This is a genomic window from Janthinobacterium sp. BCJ23 (assembly GCF_059617945.1).
Genome location: NZ_JCAQAW010000002.1, coordinates 653897 through 668950 on the forward strand (window position 1 = coordinate 653897; position 15054 = coordinate 668950).

Sequence of the window (15054 nt, forward strand, 5' to 3'; positions counted from 1 at the left end):
CAGTGTCTCCTAGGCGATGTAGCGGCGAGGATTGTCGGCATTGCAATCATCTTCGTCTTCCTTGTCCTCGCCCTTGAAGACGACGGGACCGTTGAAGGCCAGCTGCAGGTTCTCACCCTGCCAGATCAGCCACGGCGTCGCTTCGCTGCCCGGCTCCGACGTCTTGCCGGATGGCTCGAGGATGATGCTGTCGTTCGTGATGCGCGCCATGCCGATCACATAGGTGTAGACGGAGTCATCGTCGGCCGCCTTGGACAGGCGGAAGTCGAACGCGCACTCGACGATCTGCTCGCCATATTGCATGACCATCTTCGGCCGCATGGACGCGACCGAGACGGCGCCATTGGCCACCGCCGAATACACGCTGAAGACGAGGCCCACCGTGCCGCCGTAATGCTGCGCCAGCGCGGGATTGACTTCCACTGTTTCCGTGGCCGGCTCCTTGCCCGCCGCGCCCGCCACGTCGCCCAGGTGGCGCACGTAGGGCATGGCGTCGAAGCTGCCTGCCGTGTCCGGCGCCTGGATGAAGCGCATCTGGCCATTCGGCAAGAGGATGCCGACACGCAAATCGAGGTCATCGTTATCGTCGTCGCCATCGCCGTTATCGACCCAGGTGGCCTTGACGGTGAGTTTCTTCGGCGCACCCGCGCCCTTTTCCAGCGACACCTTGTGCGTCTGGCCCGCCTTGGTCAGCGAAATTTTGGACAGGGAAATCTTGGGCGCCGGCGCCGGTTCCGCTACCGCCGGCGCCACTTCGCCGCCGAAATGCGCGACCAGCGCATCGAGGCCGCCATTGAAACCCTGGCCCACGGCCATGAAGCGCCAGCCGCCATCCTTGCGGTAGAACTCGCCCAGCATGACGGCTTTTTCTTGCGCAAAATCAGCGCCTGCATACGTATAGCGGGCCAATTCTCTCCCGCTGTCGAGCAGCCGCAGGTAGCCGCTGCCCAGCTGCGCCATGGCGGCATCGCCATCGATGGCGGCCGTGACGACCAGGCGCTCGATGGACGCAGGCAAACGGTCGAGCTGATAGCTGAAACCGGCCGCATCGCCGGACGGCGCCGCGGTTTCCACGCCGCCGCACGGCGTGCGCGGCTGGTTGAAGAAAGTCATGTAGCGGTCATCGGACAGCTTGCCGGTGGCATCGAGGCCGAAACAGGCGAAATCCAGCGTCACGCCGGCGCTGGCCAGACCCAGTTGCACAATATTGCCCGTGACGAGGCCGGACAGCGCCAGGCGCTGCCCCTTGATCAGGTTTTCCATGGAGTCAGGGAGAAAGATGGGAGAGACAGAACCGGGCGGCGGTGCCACCCGGCACATTTACGCAAACAACTGGTTGTTAAGCATTAATACCGAACGAGCGGGCCAGAGGGCCCAGGCCGCCTTTGAAACCCTGGCCGATCGCCTTGAATTTCCATTCGCTGCCAGCACGGTAGACTTCGCCGAAGATCATGGCCGCTTCCGTCGAGCCGTCTTCCGACAGGTCGTAGCGGGCGATTTCCGCGCCGTTGTCGCCGTTCAGGCAGCGGATGTACGCCTTGCCGACCATGCCGAAGTTCTGCTTGCGGTTTTCCGCGTCGTGGATGGTGACGGCCACGGCGATCTTGTCGATGTCGGCAGGCACGTTGGCCAGGTCGACAGCGATTTTCTCGTCATCGCCATCGCCGCCGCCCGTCGTGTTGTCGCCCGCGTGGACGATGGAGCCGTCGGCCGACTTCAGGTTGTTATAGAAAATGAAATCGGCATCGGAGCGGGCCTTGCCATCCGTTTTCAGCAGGAAGGCGCTGCCGTCCAGGTCAAATGCGGCGCCATCGGTGGCGCGCGGGTCCCAGCCCAGGCCAATCACGATTTTCTTCAAGCCAGGAGCTTCCTTGCTCAGGTTGACATTGCCGCCTTTTTGCAAACTGATCGCCATGGTGTTTCCTCTTTGTATAATTAGTGGGTTGCATTCGGTGTTTCAGGTCACGTCGCCGGTACCCTGGCTTGATGAGCCATGAGCCTACCATAAAGTGACTGCTTGCCAGCCGCGCACTATTGAAAATAATGCCATGCAGAAAATACCATGCCGCTGTCCCAATACGCAAAATGACGGATAATGCCGCTCGACAAAAATTTTCCCAACCAAGCTTGCCCTTGAACAATACCAAGATACGGCTCGACTGCATCCCCGGCACGCTGTGCGACGAACGCTTGTGGTCGCGCCTGGCCCCTGCCCTGGGCGACGCCTTTGATCTGCGGCACGTGCCTCTGCACGAGGCGCGCACGCGCACGCAGATGCAGGCACTGATCGCCAGCCACAGCGCCCAACAGGCCCATCTGGTGGGCTTTTCGCTGGGCGCCTATCTGGCGCTCGAATACGCGCTGGCGCACCCGCAGCGTGTCCAGTCCCTTACTTTGATCGCCAATTCGGCCAAAGGTTTGCTGCCGGCGGAAATCGAAGCGCGCCAGCGCATCGTCGCCATGCTCGAACGCAATGCCTATGCGGGCATCACGCGCCAGCGCCTGCGCGAACTGCTGCACCCAGCGCACTTGCAGGACACCGGCATCACGGGCCTGATCCAGCAGATGGGTCTGGACCTGGGCAAGGACGTGCTGCTGGCGCAATTCATCACCACCATAGCCCGCCCGGATCTGATGGCGCGCTTGCCGGAACTCGGTTTCCCCGTGCTGATCGTGGGCGCCGAAGACGACAAGCTCGTCAATCCCGACGACCTGCGCGCCATGGCCGCCCGCTTGCCGCAGGCCACCCTGCACCTGCTGAAAGAGAACACCGGCCACATGATTCCGCTGGAGGCGCCGGGACCGCTGGCCGGCGCCATGCGTGTGCATCTGGAGGCAGCGGGCAATTTCAACGATAATGACGGGCATCGGGCATCGCCCCCACCACTTTGACAGAACCAATGAGCCATCTGACCATCATCGTCGCCACCGACCAGCAAGGCGGCATCGGCATCGACAACACCCTGCCGTGGAAACTGCCGGAAGACATGGCGCGTTTCAAGCGCTTGACGACGGGCCATCCCGTCCTCATGGGACGCAAGACCTTCGACTCCATCGGCCGTCCGCTGCCAAACCGCCGCAACATCGTCATCTCGCGCAACCCGGACTGGCGCCATGAGGGCGTGGAAGCGGTATCGTCGGTGGAAGCGGCCATCGCCCTGCTCGATGGCGCCGAAGGTTACGTCATCGGCGGCGCGGAAATCTATAAGCAGTCACTGCCCCTGACACAGCGTTTGCTCATCACGGAAATCGGCCAGACATTTGACTGCGACGCGTTTTTCCCCGCCGTTGACCATACCGTGTGGCAAGAGACCGCGCGCGAAGCGCATGTTTCGGAGAAATCCGGCCTGCCTTACGCCTTTGTCACGCTGGAACGCAAAGCCTGATAAGGTTGAGAATTATGGCCAGAATGTTGCTGTAATACCCCTGTCACACCCATGCGTCACGCTAGCGTACGCTTGTGACGCTTTACTACGATATTTTTTTCCCGCAGAGGCCGCATTTCTGCGAGAATCCCGTTCTTATTTTTTTTCTGCGGCTGCCGGCTTGTATCACCGCCTGAGGTCGCGCCCTAGTCCGCCCCTTCACATCTGTCAGGGGCGGCTTGCTTTTTTGGAGACATGCATGAAATTTCGTTTCCCTATCGTCATCATTGACGAGGATTTCCGTTCTGAAAATACGTCCGGCCTGGGCATTCGCGCCCTTGCCGCCGCAATGGAAAAAGAAGGCATGGAAGTGCTGGGCGTGACCAGCTACGGCGATTTGTCGCAATTTGCCCAGCAACAATCGCGCGCGTCAGCCTTCGTGCTGTCGATCGACGATGAGGAATTCGGCGGCGGTTCCATCGAGGAAACCGACCACGCCTTGAAATCGCTGCGCGCCTTCGTCGAGGAAATCCGCTACAAGAACGCCGACATCCCCATCTATCTGTACGGCGAAACGCGCACCTCGCGCCATATCCCCAACGATATCCTGCGCGAACTGCACGGTTTCATCCACATGTTCGAAGATACACCGGAATTCGTCGCGCGCCACATCATCCGCGAAGCGAAATCCTACCTGGACGGCCTGTCGCCGCCGTTCTTCCGCGCGCTGGTGCACTACGCCAACGACGGTTCCTACTCGTGGCACTGCCCCGGCCACTCGGGCGGCGTGGCCTTCCTGAAGTCGCCGATCGGCCAGATGTTCCACCAGTTCTTCGGTGAAAACATGCTGCGCGCCGACGTCTGCAACGCCGTCGAAGAACTGGGCCAGCTGCTCGACCATACGGGTCCTGTCGCCGCGTCCGAGCGCAATGCGGCGCGCATCTTCAATGCCGATCATTGCTATTTCGTCACCAACGGCACGTCGACTTCGAACAAGATGGTATGGCACTCGACCGTCGCGCCAGGCGACATCGTCGTCGTCGACCGCAATTGCCACAAATCGATCCTGCATTCGATCATCATGTGCGGCGCGATTCCCGTGTTCCTGATGCCGACGCGCAATCACCTGGGCATCATCGGCCCTATCCCGCTGCATGAATTTACGCCGGAAAGCATTGCCCGCAAGATCGAGGCGAACCCGTTCGCGCGCGAAGCAAAGAACAAGAAGCCGCGCATTCTGACCATCACGCAATCGACCTACGATGGCGTGATCTACAACGTGGAAACCCTGCGCGAAATGCTGGACGGCAAGATCGACACCCTGCACTTCGACGAAGCATGGCTGCCGCACGCCACCTTCCACGATTTCTACAAGAATATGCACGCCATCGGCAAGGACCGTCCGCGCGCCAAGGAATCGATGATCTTCTCGACCCAGTCCACGCACAAATTGCTGGCCGGCTTGTCGCAGGCATCGCAAATCCTCGTGCGCGAATCGGACACGGTCAAGCTGGACCAGGACGCCTTCAACGAGGCTTACCTGATGCACACCTCGACGTCGCCGCAGTATTCCATCATCGCCTCGTGCGACGTGGCCGCGGCCATGATGGAAGCGCCAGGCGGGACGGCCCTGGTGGAAGAGTCGATCATGGAAGCGCTCGATTTCCGCCGCGCCATGAAGAAGATCGACCAGGAATGGGGCCAGGACTGGTGGTTCCAGGTCTGGGGTCCGTCCAGCTTCAACGACGAAGGCATGGGCCAGCAGGAAGACTGGATGATACGCGCCGAGGATGACTGGCACGGCTTCGGCGACCTGGCTCCCGGCTTCAACATGCTCGACCCGATCAAGGCGACCATCGTCAACCCGGGCCTGTCGCTGGACGGCCAGTTCGGCGACACGGGCATCCCCGCGTCCATCGTCACCAAATACCTGGCCGAGCACGGCGTCATCATTGAAAAATGCGGCCTGTACTCGTTCTTCATCATGTTCACCATCGGCATCACCAAGGGCCGCTGGAATACCCTGCTGACCGCGTTGCAGCAGTTCAAGGACGACTACGACAAGAACCAGCCGATGTGGCGCATCCTGCCGGAATTCGCGGCAGCCAACCCACGCTACGAAAAAATGGGCTTGCGCGACCTGTGCCAGCAGATCCACGATTTCTACAAGGCTTACGACGTGGCGCGTCTGACGACGGAAATGTATCTGTCGGACATGATCCCGGCCATGAAGCCGTCGGACGCGTTCGCCAAGATGGCGCACCGCGAAATCGAGCGCGTGGCCATCGACGAACTGGAAGGCCGCATCACGTCCATCCTGCTGACGCCGTATCCGCCGGGCATTCCGCTCCTGATCCCGGGCGAACGCTTCAACAAGACCATCGTCGACTACCTGCGCTTCGCGCGCGACTTCAACGAGCGCTTCCCTGGCTTCGAGACGGATGTGCACGGATTGGTGAAACGCGAAGTCGATGGCAAGCGCGGATATTTTGTTGATTGCGTGAAATTGGATGAGAACGTCTAAAAACGTTGACCTTCGTTGAACTTCATTAAATAGCGCCGCCTGATGCAAATCAGGCGGCGTTTTTCATTTGATGCACTACCGCGCACGCTTGCGCCAGATCAAACGGCTGGGGTATCGGGCCTCTAAGATGGGCCACTCGTGCCCTCGTGATGGCTGGCATATGACGCTCAAGGTGTGGCTGGAAATCGTGCAGCAGGCGGCGGCTGGCAGTGGCGCCTTGCTGATGACGGCCTTGAAGCAGGCTCAGGTAACTGTAGCCCGGCGGCACGATGGCGAGGAAGATGGGGCGGGCATCGTCCTGTTTGCCGAGGCCAATGCCGCGCTGCTGCAAGCGCTGCCAGCACTGTGCCGCCATGCCTCCGTGCTGGCCATTGCCGCCTGCGGCCAGCCTCCCAGCTGCGCGCAAAAGCGTGCCCTGCTGGCGGCCGGCGCGCTCGATGTGCTGCTGTGGCCGGCCGGTAGCATCGATGCGGGCCAGGTGCTGGCGCGCCTGCAGCGCTGGCAGGCCGTAGCGCAGCTGCTGGCGTCCGGCGCCGTGCGCCAGCAGCTGGTGGGCGAGAGCGCGGCCTGGACCGCCTTGCTGCACCAGGTGGTGGAAATGGCCGCCTTCAGCCAGGCGTCGATGCTGATCACGGGCGAGACGGGCACGGGCAAGGATTTACTGGCGCAACTGGTCCACCGCCTCGGCAACTGCAGCGGCGACTTCACCATCCTCGACTGCACCACCCTGTCGCCGGACCTGGCTGGCAGCGAACTGTTCGGCCATGAACGGGGCGCTTTTACAGGCGCGGCGGCCGCGCGCGATGGCGCTTTCGCCCTGGCCGACGGCGGCGTGCTGTTTCTCGACGAAGTGGGCGAACTGCCGCTGCCCTTGCAGGCGCAGCTGCTGCGCGCCATCCAGGAGCGCAAATACAAGCGCGTGGGCGGCAATACCTGGCAACCGACCCAGTTTCGCCTCGTCTGCGCCACCAACCGCGAACTGGAACATGAGGTGGCGCGCGGCACCTTTCGCGCCGACCTGTATTACCGCATCGCCGGCTGGCGTTGCCAAACGCCACCCCTGCGCGAGCGCCAGGACGACATCCTGCCGCTGGCCCGGCATTTCCTCGCCGAGCTGGCGCAGCGCCCTCCGCCCGCGCTGGACGCGGCCGTGCGCGAATACCTGCTGCTGCGCGACTATCCGGGCAATGTGCGCGAGTTGCGCCAGACCGTCACGCGCATCTGGCACCGCCATTGCGGCCCCGGCCCCATCACCATCGGCGCCCTGCCGCCAAACGAACAGCTGCTGGCACCGCACTGGCCTGACCAGTATTTCGAAGCGGCCGTGCGGCGGGCCCTGGCCCAGGGCTGCAAGCTGTCGCACATCACGCGTTGCGCCACCGACGTGGCCATCCGCCTGGTGCTGGCCGAGGAGCACGGCAATAACCAGCGCGCGGCCGCCCGCCTGGGCGTGACCGACCGCGCCCTGCAGATACGCCGCAAGGCGGCTACCTGCGCGGAGCAAGCCGCTACTGCCGCGACACCGCCGGCTGCCTTTTGATCTGCCTCACGCCAGCCGCGCCAGCCGCAAAAAATTGCCGCCCGTGACCAGCGCCGCATCGAGCGGCGGCAATCCCAGCAACTCGATCTTGTGCAATTCCAGTCCCGGATGCAGCCACGGACCGTCCGAGCCGAACAGGACCTTGTGCGGCCCCGCGCGGCGCACGGCCTGCTGCAGCAAGTCGAAGCGGCGCACGCCCGAGCTGTCCGTATGGATATTCGGATGGCGCACAAGGTGGTCGATCAGCGCCAGCTGCGCCGCCCAGTCGTCGCCAAAGCTACCCAGGTGCGGCAAAATGAAATTGACGTCGGGATACTGCTGCGCCAGCAGCTCGGCCACGGCCACCTCGCCGGCCGGGTCGTACAGCACGGGCAAACCGAAGAAGCGCGCCGCCTCGCACAGTTCGCCGCTGATGCGCGCGTCAAGCCGGTGCGCCTTGATGCCGACAAAACCGTAACGCTCGACGGCCGTGCGCACCATGTCCTGGATGCGGCCCCGGTCGCGCCGCGCATGCACGAAGGCAAAGCCGTAAAACCGCTGCGGATCGGAGGCGACCAGGCGCGCCACGCCATGGTTGGCGATGGCGTAGTCGGAGTGAAAGGTGGCAAACAGCACGCTGCGGGCGATGCCGGCCGCCTGCGCGCGGCGCAAATAGGCCTGCAGCGGCGCATCGCTGTCCCACGGCCCGCTCAAGCCGTCTCCCGGACCCGCATGGCAATGGCAATCGATGATCATCGTGCCACGCTATTGCCAGTCGCCCATGACGACGATGCGGTTGCCGCGCCGGCGCCAGCGTCCGCTTTCCTCTTCCTGCTGCGGCGCAGGCGAGCGAAAGTGCGGCAATTGCTGGTGCAGGGCCCGCGTCAGCGCGCTTTCCACGGCGCGCGCGCTGCCATCGCTGTCGCCGGCCAGGCGCGCCGCCTGTCCCGCGATGCGCACGAAGCGGCGCGCCAGTTCCAGCTCGCGGTCGGCCGGCGCCGCGTTCTCCATTTCGAGCTCCAGCGCATTGCTGGCCGCGCGCCCCAGGGCCGAACCGAGCGCCGTGCCCACGCCCGGTATCGGGATCATCGAACCGAGGGCGCCGCCGACAAAGGGCAAGGCCGTCTTGGCCACGGCCTTCAAGGCGCCGCCCAGCGGCTTGGCCACCTTGGCGATCGTAGCGCCCACTTTCTTGACGCCCTTCCACACGCTCTTGAAGACATTGCCGAGAAACTGCTCCAGTTCCTCCTCGCTGGCCACTTCCAGCAATTCCATGGCCAGCTGCATTTCTTCCTCTTCGCTGAAGACGGCCGGCGCGCGGCCCTTGCCGGGCCACTCCCGGCCGAATTCCAGCACTTCAAACGCGGCGCCGGCCCGCTGCCGGCATTGCCCGCATTCACATTCGAGTTGGTGCATGATGCTCTCCTTCACAGTCGTCAAGCTACTGTCGTCGTCAACCCCACATTTCGCCCAGCACGGCCATTTCCAGTTCGCGCCGCTGGTTCGTCAACACGCCGCGCCGGTGGGTAAACATGTCGCTGTGGATACCCTTTTCCAGAATGCGCCGCTGTGCGGCCGACGATAGCGGCGCCACATAGACGTCATGCGCGCTCATGTCGATGCCCATCATCTTGCCGCACAGATGGTGCTGTTTCAGGCGCCGCCGCAAATCGTCGGTCTGGCCGCTGTAGGCGCGCCGGCCATCCTTGGTGTCAAACTCGATCACATACAGGCCCGGCCCCGTGGCGTTCGCATCGTTGACGGCCTGCGGAATCGCGCCCACCGCCTGGTAGCGCAAGGCGGCCGCGCCCGGTACGCGGCCCAGGGTGGACGCCAGGATGGGCGGCACTTCGCCCTGCATCTGGCCGTCATCCTGGTCCGGGTTTTGATCCGCTCCTTGATCCTGCCCCTGGTCTTGGTCTTGATATTGGCCCGTGTCCTGATACGGCGCCGGATAAATGGTGGGATAGATGGCGCCATAGCCGCCCCAGCCCCGGTAGCGTGGCGGATACGGCAAGGGCGGCGGCGGATAGCGCGGTGGCCGGCGCCCCTGGCCCTGGTAGCGTGGCGGCGCGGGACGGCGCGGGCCCCGCAGCGGCGGCCTTGCGCGCAGGCCGCCACCGCGCATGGCGCCGCGCCCACCGCCAGGGCGCGCACGCTCGCCTTCCCATTCGCTCTCCCATTCACCTTCCCACTCGCCCTCGTCCTCCCCCTCTTGCGTCCCTTCTTGCGACCACTCCTGCGACCATTCCCCCAGCCACTCCTGCTCGCCGGCCGCTCCCGCCTGTCCCCCAAAGGGCAGCATTTCAAACGCTTCGTTCATATCGCCTCCTCGTATGATGTTCAAGCAAGTTCATTGCCTGTTCCAGTTGCCGGGGCGTCTGGTCGGCCCGCAGCAGAAAAGTCAGCGCGCCGGGACCGTCCCCCGCTTGCGCCAGCGCCAGCACGCCCGCGGCGCGCAAGGCTAGCTGCAAATGGGCGCGCCCGGGCAGGCGCTGCACGGGAAAGCTGCCGCCCCGGCAAGCGATGCCGGCCGCCGCCATTCCCGCCCGCCATTGCGCCACCCTGTCCGCCAGGCTGGCGCGCAAGGTGTCGCCATGGCGCGCGTTGAGCGCCAGCGCCCGCCGCGCCGCCGCCAGCACGGCGGCCGAAGGCGGACTGGCATGCACGCGTGTCTGGCTGTGCGCCGCGAAGCGCCGCAGCAGCTTGCGGCTGCCGGCCAGCACGGCCAGCGGCACGCCGAAGCCCTTGGCCAGCGAGGCGCCGATGATCAGCGACTCCCCTTGCAAACCATGCAGCCGCGCCGAGCCGCCGCCCTGTGTACCCGCCACGCCCAGCACCTGCGTGTCGTCGAGCAGCAGATAACCGCCGCCCTGGCGCGCCAGCGTCGCATAGCCGGCCAGCGGCAAGACCTGTTCGCTGCCAGGCACATAGCCATCGGCCAGTATCAATGGACGCCGCCCTTGCCTGCCCCAGGCCGCCACCAGTTGCCGCAGCGCCGCCATCTCGCCGCTGGGAAACACTTGCTGCGGCAAGCCCAGGGCCTGCGCCCGCTCGGCGCCCCAGCGCGCGATGGCGTAACTGCCGCCATCGACAAGGATCACCAGGCGCTCGGCAGCCAGCATGCCGAACAGGTCCCAGAACAGGTGCAGGGTCGACGGCAGCACGCAGGCCGCCTCGCAGCCTTGCAGAGCCGCCAGATCCGCGGCCAGGGCCGGCGCGCCGGGCAGCTCCTGCAGCGCCGCCGGCTGGCCCAGGGTCAGGCTGCTCCACGGCGCCAGCGCGGCGGCCGGATGGCGCATGCCCAGATACAGGGCACTGGTAAAGTCGAGCATGCACGCGCCCCGCTCCCGTCCTAGACGCTGCGCAGCTGCTGGCTCAGGCGCTGGCGCAACAACACCGAGGGCATCGTCGATTCGACCACCGGGTCGTTGCTGTCGACGGACAGGTCGACCCCGGTGGCGGCACGGTAGCCGTGGATATAGCCCTGCACTTGCGGGCGCCAGAAACGCGCCCAGTTGAACGCCTGGGTCGGCTCATAAATGTCGCTCCAGTTGCCGTAGCGCACGGAGAGCAGCAATTGCTCGCCAAAGATGGCCAGGTTACGGAAATGCATCACGCTCGTATCCGTCCAGCCCTGCAGTTTTTTCATGGCGTCAACCCTGTCCATCCACGGTTCCGGATACGCGACCATCACGCGCGTCGGTAAAAATTCACGGAATTCGGGGCGCGCCAGCATCCACTGCTGCATCAGCATCTCGATGCGCGCCGTCGACGGCAAGTCGCCGAACTGGTTATGCGCGCCCTGCGACAGGATCAGGTGGATTTCCTTCAAGGCATTGAGCACGGGGAAGGCGTCGGCCTTCACGGTGGTGTCGTCATCCTGCTTGTAGAACGAAGTCAGCAGGCGCAGCAAGTGGTGGAACGCTTCCAGGAATTTGGAGCGGCTATCGGCTGGCCGGAAGTGCTGCACTGCCTTGCCGTCCAGGCGCACACCGTAGTGATGGTCATACTCATAGTTCCGGCGCATCACGGTCAGCCGATGCTGCTCATCCTGCGTGTATCCCCACAGCAAATTATTCAGCGGACGCAGCATATCGATTTCCGTGTTCGACAGGGGATCGAGATGGTTGCCCGGCGCGCGCAGGTTCTGGAAGCGTTGCGCGATGGCGTTCATGGTTTGCACCAGCATGCCCTCTTCATGCCAGTACGACCAGATCAGTTCCAGCAGGCAAGGATTGGCCAGCTTTTCCTGGATGATGCCAAAGCACAGGTCCACTTCGCCTTCCTGGCCGCGCGGGATGCTGATGGGAATGTCGGGCAGCTTGCGGCGGATCACGGCCAGGTAGGGCAAGGTCTGGAAGCCGTCGATGTTTTCCAGGTAGTCATTGCGCAGCACAGTTTCCAGGTCACGCCCCTGGGGGATGTCGCGCCGGTCCAGGTAAGCGTTGTCTTCGGCCGGATTGAAGGCTAGCGGCTGGTTCAGCACGCCGCAATTGACCATCACGAACGCTTCCGTCGCCACTTTCAGCACGCGGTAGGAATCGGCATCGGAAAACGGCAGCGCGCGGCGCTGCTTGAGCTGCTGGAACATCTCCGTCTTTTTGACGAAGCGTTCCTGCTCGAAGCCGTGCACGCTGGCCAAGTCGCCGCAAAACAGGCTGTCCATGAAATGCAGGTAATTGGTAAACGACATCGCCTCGGTGCTGTTGCGTATCAGGGTCCACAGCGGCAAGTCTTCCGTCGGCTCCGTTTCCGTGCGCGTCAGCGACACGCCCACATTGCCCGAGATCGGTTGCGGCTGGCGCTCTTCCGTCTCGTATTCCGCATCCAGCGCCAGCATGGCGTTCGGGCTCAGCCCTTCCGGCACGGGCAAGGCGCTGCGCAGTTCGGGCCGCTGCGACAGCATCATCTGCCCCATGAAACGGTGCATGCCGGCGCGCCGCACCGGGGTGGAGAAAGCGTTCGGCGTGCCGCGCAGGGGTACCCAGGGCGCGGCGGCCAGCACCTGCACCTGGTCGCGCCCGTCGGCGCTTTGATCGCCGTCAAACGAGATCGTGGCCACGGCGCGGTCGCCCACCCTGCCGAAATGGCAGTCGCTGGGATGGCAGTCGGCCGTTTCAAACGCCAGCGTCACCTGCGGATTGAGCTGTGGCGTGAAGCACAGCACGGCGCTGCAGCCGGCCTGCACCGTCACGCACTGGGGCGGCGTGGCGGGGAAATTGCCATACACCCCCACGTAGCTGCCCGTCGCCAGGTCGGTAAACACGGTGCCGCCACGCCCGTCCGTCCAGCGCACGCCCACCAGCATGGCGGGGTCGGGTACCCAGGTGGCGGCATTGAACAGATGGCAATCAGCATCATTGCCCCGGTACAGGCTGATGGCGGCATTGACGACCATGGCCCCGCTGTCCTGCTCGTGTACGGTGACAGCGATGCTGCCGCCGTGGTGTTTCGGACCCGCCTGGCCCGCCCCTCTGTTCTTGCCACCCATATTGCTGCTCGTCTTGCTGCTCATGTCATTCTCCTCAATGGATAATCAAACGGGATGCCAGGGGCGGCAGCGGCCTGCCGGACTGGCGGCCATGCCGCACGACATCGGCGCACAGCTCCGACGTGTCCAGGGTGCTGCGCAGGGCCCAGTGGGTCAGCAAACGCCCCAGCAGCTCGCTTTCGTCTTCCGGGCTCAAGGTGCCGCTGGCGCGCGCCTGGCCCAGCACGGCGAAGACCAGGGTCGGCGCGGCCTGGTACATCTGCGCCGGCGCCAGGGTCCAGCTGCGCAACAGCTGCGCCAGCACGGCCGGCTGGCGCGTGTGCACGGCCATGGCCTCGGCCAGCGAGCCACCGCGCAAGGCCGGCGGCCGGTGCTGCACTAGCAAGCCCACGAGGGCCGCCATGCTGGCCTGCAGCTGTTCCAGCAGCCGCTGCCGGGCCGGCGGCAGACCAGCCAGCGGGTAGTACGACAGCCACAGCTGCTCCAGGCGGTCCCATTGCGGATGCGGATACAGGGCCCGCCCCATGGCGCAGCTCAGGCGCACCCGCAGCCATGGCACCGGGTGCGGATCGTCGATATTGAGGCGGAAAACAAACACGCGCGGCAGGCTGACCACGCCGATCAGGCCCAGGGTGGCGGCCACGCCGACCCGCGCCAGCGACCAGAAATCGGCCACGATCTCGGAAATCCACCGTTCCCACAGCTGCCACACGTGCACGGCACCGCTGCCGCCGTGCTGCATGGCTTGCAGCACGGGCCGCAAGGACGCCACCAGGTCCAGCAGCGCCGCGCCCTGGTGGCCCACCTCGTGCACGAGCGACGAGGCGATGCTGCTGCCGATCATGCGTTCGCGCGGCAGGCGGATGATGGCGACGGGATTGTCGCCGCCGCCGGGCAGGCGCGTGCGTGCGCGGCGGATGGCCGCGCCCGGCCCCCGGTCCAGGTAGCAGATCACGGGCGGCGCCTGGTACACATTGCCGGGCAGCGCCAGCGCGTCGGCGGCAACGATGTCGAGGCCGGCCAGCCACACACCCGTCTTGTGCTCGCTGCGCTGCGTGATGACTTCGTTGAACAGGTCGAACTGGGTCAGCGCGGCATTGAATTTCAGGCGCAGGAAGGTGAAGCGGCGCTGTGCCTCGGCGGCCGTGGCCATGCTGGCGCCGTCGGCGTGCTCGCGCCGCAGCCACCACTGGAACTGGGCCACCATGCGCCGCAATGCGCGCCGGCCCTGCACCAGCTGGCTTTCGATGGCCGACTGGGCGCTGGGCATCAGGGCGGCCGCCAGCACCGTCGGCTCGATCAGCGCGAACGGTTCCAGCCGCGCCAGCCGCGTCAGCAGCGAGCGCGCCTCCTGCGCCAGCATCCAGGCTGCGTAAGCGCCGATGGCCATGATGTCAGACGCCGTACAGGACGATTTTGTGGCCCTGGCGCGCCCAGCGTCCGCTGGCCGGGCGCATGCCGCCCTGGCCCTGGCCGCGTCCGACACCCTGCGTCATGCCGCCGCCCGCACCGGCGCCGCTGCCGTTCTGCGTGGCGACCTGGCTGCCGGGGCGTCCCAGCAAGCCGGGCGCGAACTGGCGCGCCGCCGCGCTGGCGGCCGCCTGGGCGATGGCGCGCGGGTCGCCCGAACCGCGTGCCTGCGCGGCGCGGTTGACGGTGTCGGCGGCCAGGCGCACGAACTGCTTGGCGCCCTCGAATTCGCGGTCTTCGTTCGACGACGCCTCCGCTTCCAGCCCCAGCGCGTTGCCGGCGGCCGAGGCCAGGCCGCTGCCGATCTTGGCGCCCAGCGGGCCGCCGAAATAGCCGCCGATGGCGCCGCCGGCCAGGGGAATGGCTTTTTTCGCTACGCCCTTGAGCACGCCGCCGATGGCTTGTCCCACGGGCGACTTGATGATGCCGCCCGCCACCGAGGCAGCCTTGCGCAGGAAATTGCCGAGAAACTGTTCCAGTTCGGCTTCATTGCTGACCGACAGCAGTTCATTCGCCAGTTCCATTTCCTCGGTCTCGGAAAACATGGCGTTCGCGCCCCCCTCGCCGCTCCACTCGCCCTGGCCAAACTCGAACTGTTCCGCTTCAAAGCCGGACATCTCCTGCCCGTATTCCAGGGTCGTACGATCTAAGTCATGCATGATGAGCTCCTAAAAGTTAGCAC

General features: G+C 65.0%; 13 protein-coding genes. 4 read left to right on the forward strand and 9 right to left on the reverse strand.

Annotated elements, in window-relative coordinates:
- Positions 1-9: 9 nt before the first annotated feature.
- Positions 10-1263 carry a TerD family protein gene (locus tag AC54AG_RS08990; RefSeq protein WP_496630096.1) on the reverse strand — a complete coding sequence of 418 codons (1254 nt, stop codon included), beginning with the start codon at positions 1261-1263 and terminating at the stop codon, positions 10-12.
- 76 nt (positions 1264-1339) lie between these two features.
- A complete protein-coding gene (locus tag AC54AG_RS08995; protein WP_034755514.1) occupies positions 1340-1915 on the reverse strand; it encodes a TerD family protein in 576 nt (191 codons plus the stop codon).
- 218 nt (positions 1916-2133) lie between these two features.
- Between AC54AG_RS08995 and AC54AG_RS09000 the strand changes: the two genes are divergently transcribed.
- The 4 genes from AC54AG_RS09000 to AC54AG_RS09015 all read left to right on the forward strand — a co-directional run bounded on the left by AC54AG_RS09000 (position 2134) and on the right by AC54AG_RS09015 (position 7429).
- Positions 2134-2892, forward strand: a complete 759-nt coding sequence (locus AC54AG_RS09000) for an alpha/beta fold hydrolase (RefSeq protein ID WP_496630097.1) — start codon at positions 2134-2136, stop codon at positions 2890-2892.
- An 8-nt stretch (positions 2893-2900) separates the two neighbouring features.
- A complete protein-coding gene (locus tag AC54AG_RS09005) occupies positions 2901-3386 on the forward strand; it encodes a dihydrofolate reductase (RefSeq protein ID WP_331776371.1) in 486 nt (161 codons plus the stop codon).
- A 238-nt stretch (positions 3387-3624) separates the two neighbouring features.
- Positions 3625-5889, forward strand: a complete 2265-nt coding sequence (locus AC54AG_RS09010; RefSeq protein ID WP_034755510.1) for an arginine/lysine/ornithine decarboxylase — start codon at positions 3625-3627, stop codon at positions 5887-5889.
- A 160-nt stretch (positions 5890-6049) separates the two neighbouring features.
- Complete coding sequence (locus AC54AG_RS09015; RefSeq protein ID WP_254671544.1) at positions 6050-7429, forward strand: sigma-54-dependent transcriptional regulator; 1380 nt, start codon at positions 6050-6052, stop codon at positions 7427-7429.
- A 6-nt stretch (positions 7430-7435) separates the two neighbouring features.
- Here the strand turns inward: AC54AG_RS09015 and AC54AG_RS09020 are convergent, their stop codons facing one another.
- From AC54AG_RS09020 to AC54AG_RS09050, 7 genes are read right to left on the reverse strand one after another with little or no spacing between them, the layout of a single operon-like run.
- Positions 7436-8164 (reverse strand): amidohydrolase family protein, encoded by a 729-nt coding sequence (locus AC54AG_RS09020; RefSeq protein ID WP_331776369.1) that lies wholly within the window; start codon positions 8162-8164, stop codon positions 7436-7438.
- A 9-nt stretch (positions 8165-8173) separates the two neighbouring features.
- Positions 8174-8824, reverse strand: a complete 651-nt coding sequence (locus tag AC54AG_RS09025) for a hypothetical protein (protein WP_456130703.1) — start codon at positions 8822-8824, stop codon at positions 8174-8176.
- Positions 8825-8861: 37 nt separating this feature from the next.
- The gene (locus AC54AG_RS09030) at positions 8862-9731 is read right to left on the reverse strand and encodes a GIY-YIG nuclease family protein (RefSeq protein ID WP_331776367.1); all 870 of its coding nucleotides are present in this window, start codon (positions 9729-9731) and stop codon (positions 8862-8864) included.
- Entirely contained in the window at positions 9715-10743 is a 1029-nt protein-coding gene (locus AC54AG_RS09035) for an aminotransferase class I/II-fold pyridoxal phosphate-dependent enzyme (RefSeq protein ID WP_331776366.1), read from the reverse strand. The genes AC54AG_RS09030 and AC54AG_RS09035 overlap by 17 nt, the downstream gene beginning before the upstream one ends.
- 20 nt (positions 10744-10763) lie before the next feature.
- On the reverse strand, positions 10764-12926 hold the full coding sequence (locus tag AC54AG_RS09040) for a hypothetical protein (protein WP_496630098.1): 2163 nt from the start codon (positions 12924-12926) through the stop codon (positions 10764-10766).
- Positions 12927-12936: 10 nt separating this feature from the next.
- Positions 12937-14292, reverse strand: a complete 1356-nt coding sequence (locus tag AC54AG_RS09045; protein WP_331776364.1) for a hypothetical protein — start codon at positions 14290-14292, stop codon at positions 12937-12939.
- A 4-nt stretch (positions 14293-14296) separates the two neighbouring features.
- Entirely contained in the window at positions 14297-15031 is a 735-nt protein-coding gene (locus AC54AG_RS09050) for a hypothetical protein (RefSeq protein WP_496630099.1), read from the reverse strand.
- Between the last annotated feature and the right edge of the window lie 23 nt (positions 15032-15054).

Bases quoted from the DNA above. Each gene is read 5' to 3' on its own strand.
- AC54AG_RS09010 (WP_034755510.1), top strand. From the start codon at position 3,625: ATGAAATTTCGTTTCCCTATCGTCATCATTGACGAGGATTTCCGTTCT.
- AC54AG_RS09030 (WP_331776367.1), bottom strand. From the start codon at position 9,731: ATGAACGAAGCGTTTGAAATGCTGCCCTTTGGGGGACAGGCGGGAGCG.
- AC54AG_RS09005 (WP_331776371.1), top strand. From the start codon at position 2,901: ATGAGCCATCTGACCATCATCGTCGCCACCGACCAGCAAGGCGGCATC.
- AC54AG_RS09050 (WP_496630099.1), bottom strand. From the start codon at position 15,031: ATGCATGACTTAGATCGTACGACCCTGGAATACGGGCAGGAGATGTCC.
- AC54AG_RS08990 (WP_496630096.1), bottom strand. From the start codon at position 1,263: ATGGAAAACCTGATCAAGGGGCAGCGCCTGGCGCTGTCCGGCCTCGTC.
- AC54AG_RS09045 (WP_331776364.1), bottom strand. From the start codon at position 14,292: ATGGCCATCGGCGCTTACGCAGCCTGGATGCTGGCGCAGGAGGCGCGC.
- AC54AG_RS08995 (WP_034755514.1), bottom strand. From the start codon at position 1,915: ATGGCGATCAGTTTGCAAAAAGGCGGCAATGTCAACCTGAGCAAGGAA.
- AC54AG_RS09040 (WP_496630098.1), bottom strand. From the start codon at position 12,926: ATGAGCAGCAAGACGAGCAGCAATATGGGTGGCAAGAACAGAGGGGCG.
- AC54AG_RS09025 (WP_456130703.1), bottom strand. From the start codon at position 8,824: ATGCACCAACTCGAATGTGAATGCGGGCAATGCCGGCAGCGGGCCGGC.
- AC54AG_RS09035 (WP_331776366.1), bottom strand. From the start codon at position 10,743: ATGCTCGACTTTACCAGTGCCCTGTATCTGGGCATGCGCCATCCGGCC.
- AC54AG_RS09015 (WP_254671544.1), top strand. From the start codon at position 6,050: ATGACGCTCAAGGTGTGGCTGGAAATCGTGCAGCAGGCGGCGGCTGGC.
- AC54AG_RS09020 (WP_331776369.1), bottom strand. From the start codon at position 8,164: ATGATCATCGATTGCCATTGCCATGCGGGTCCGGGAGACGGCTTGAGC.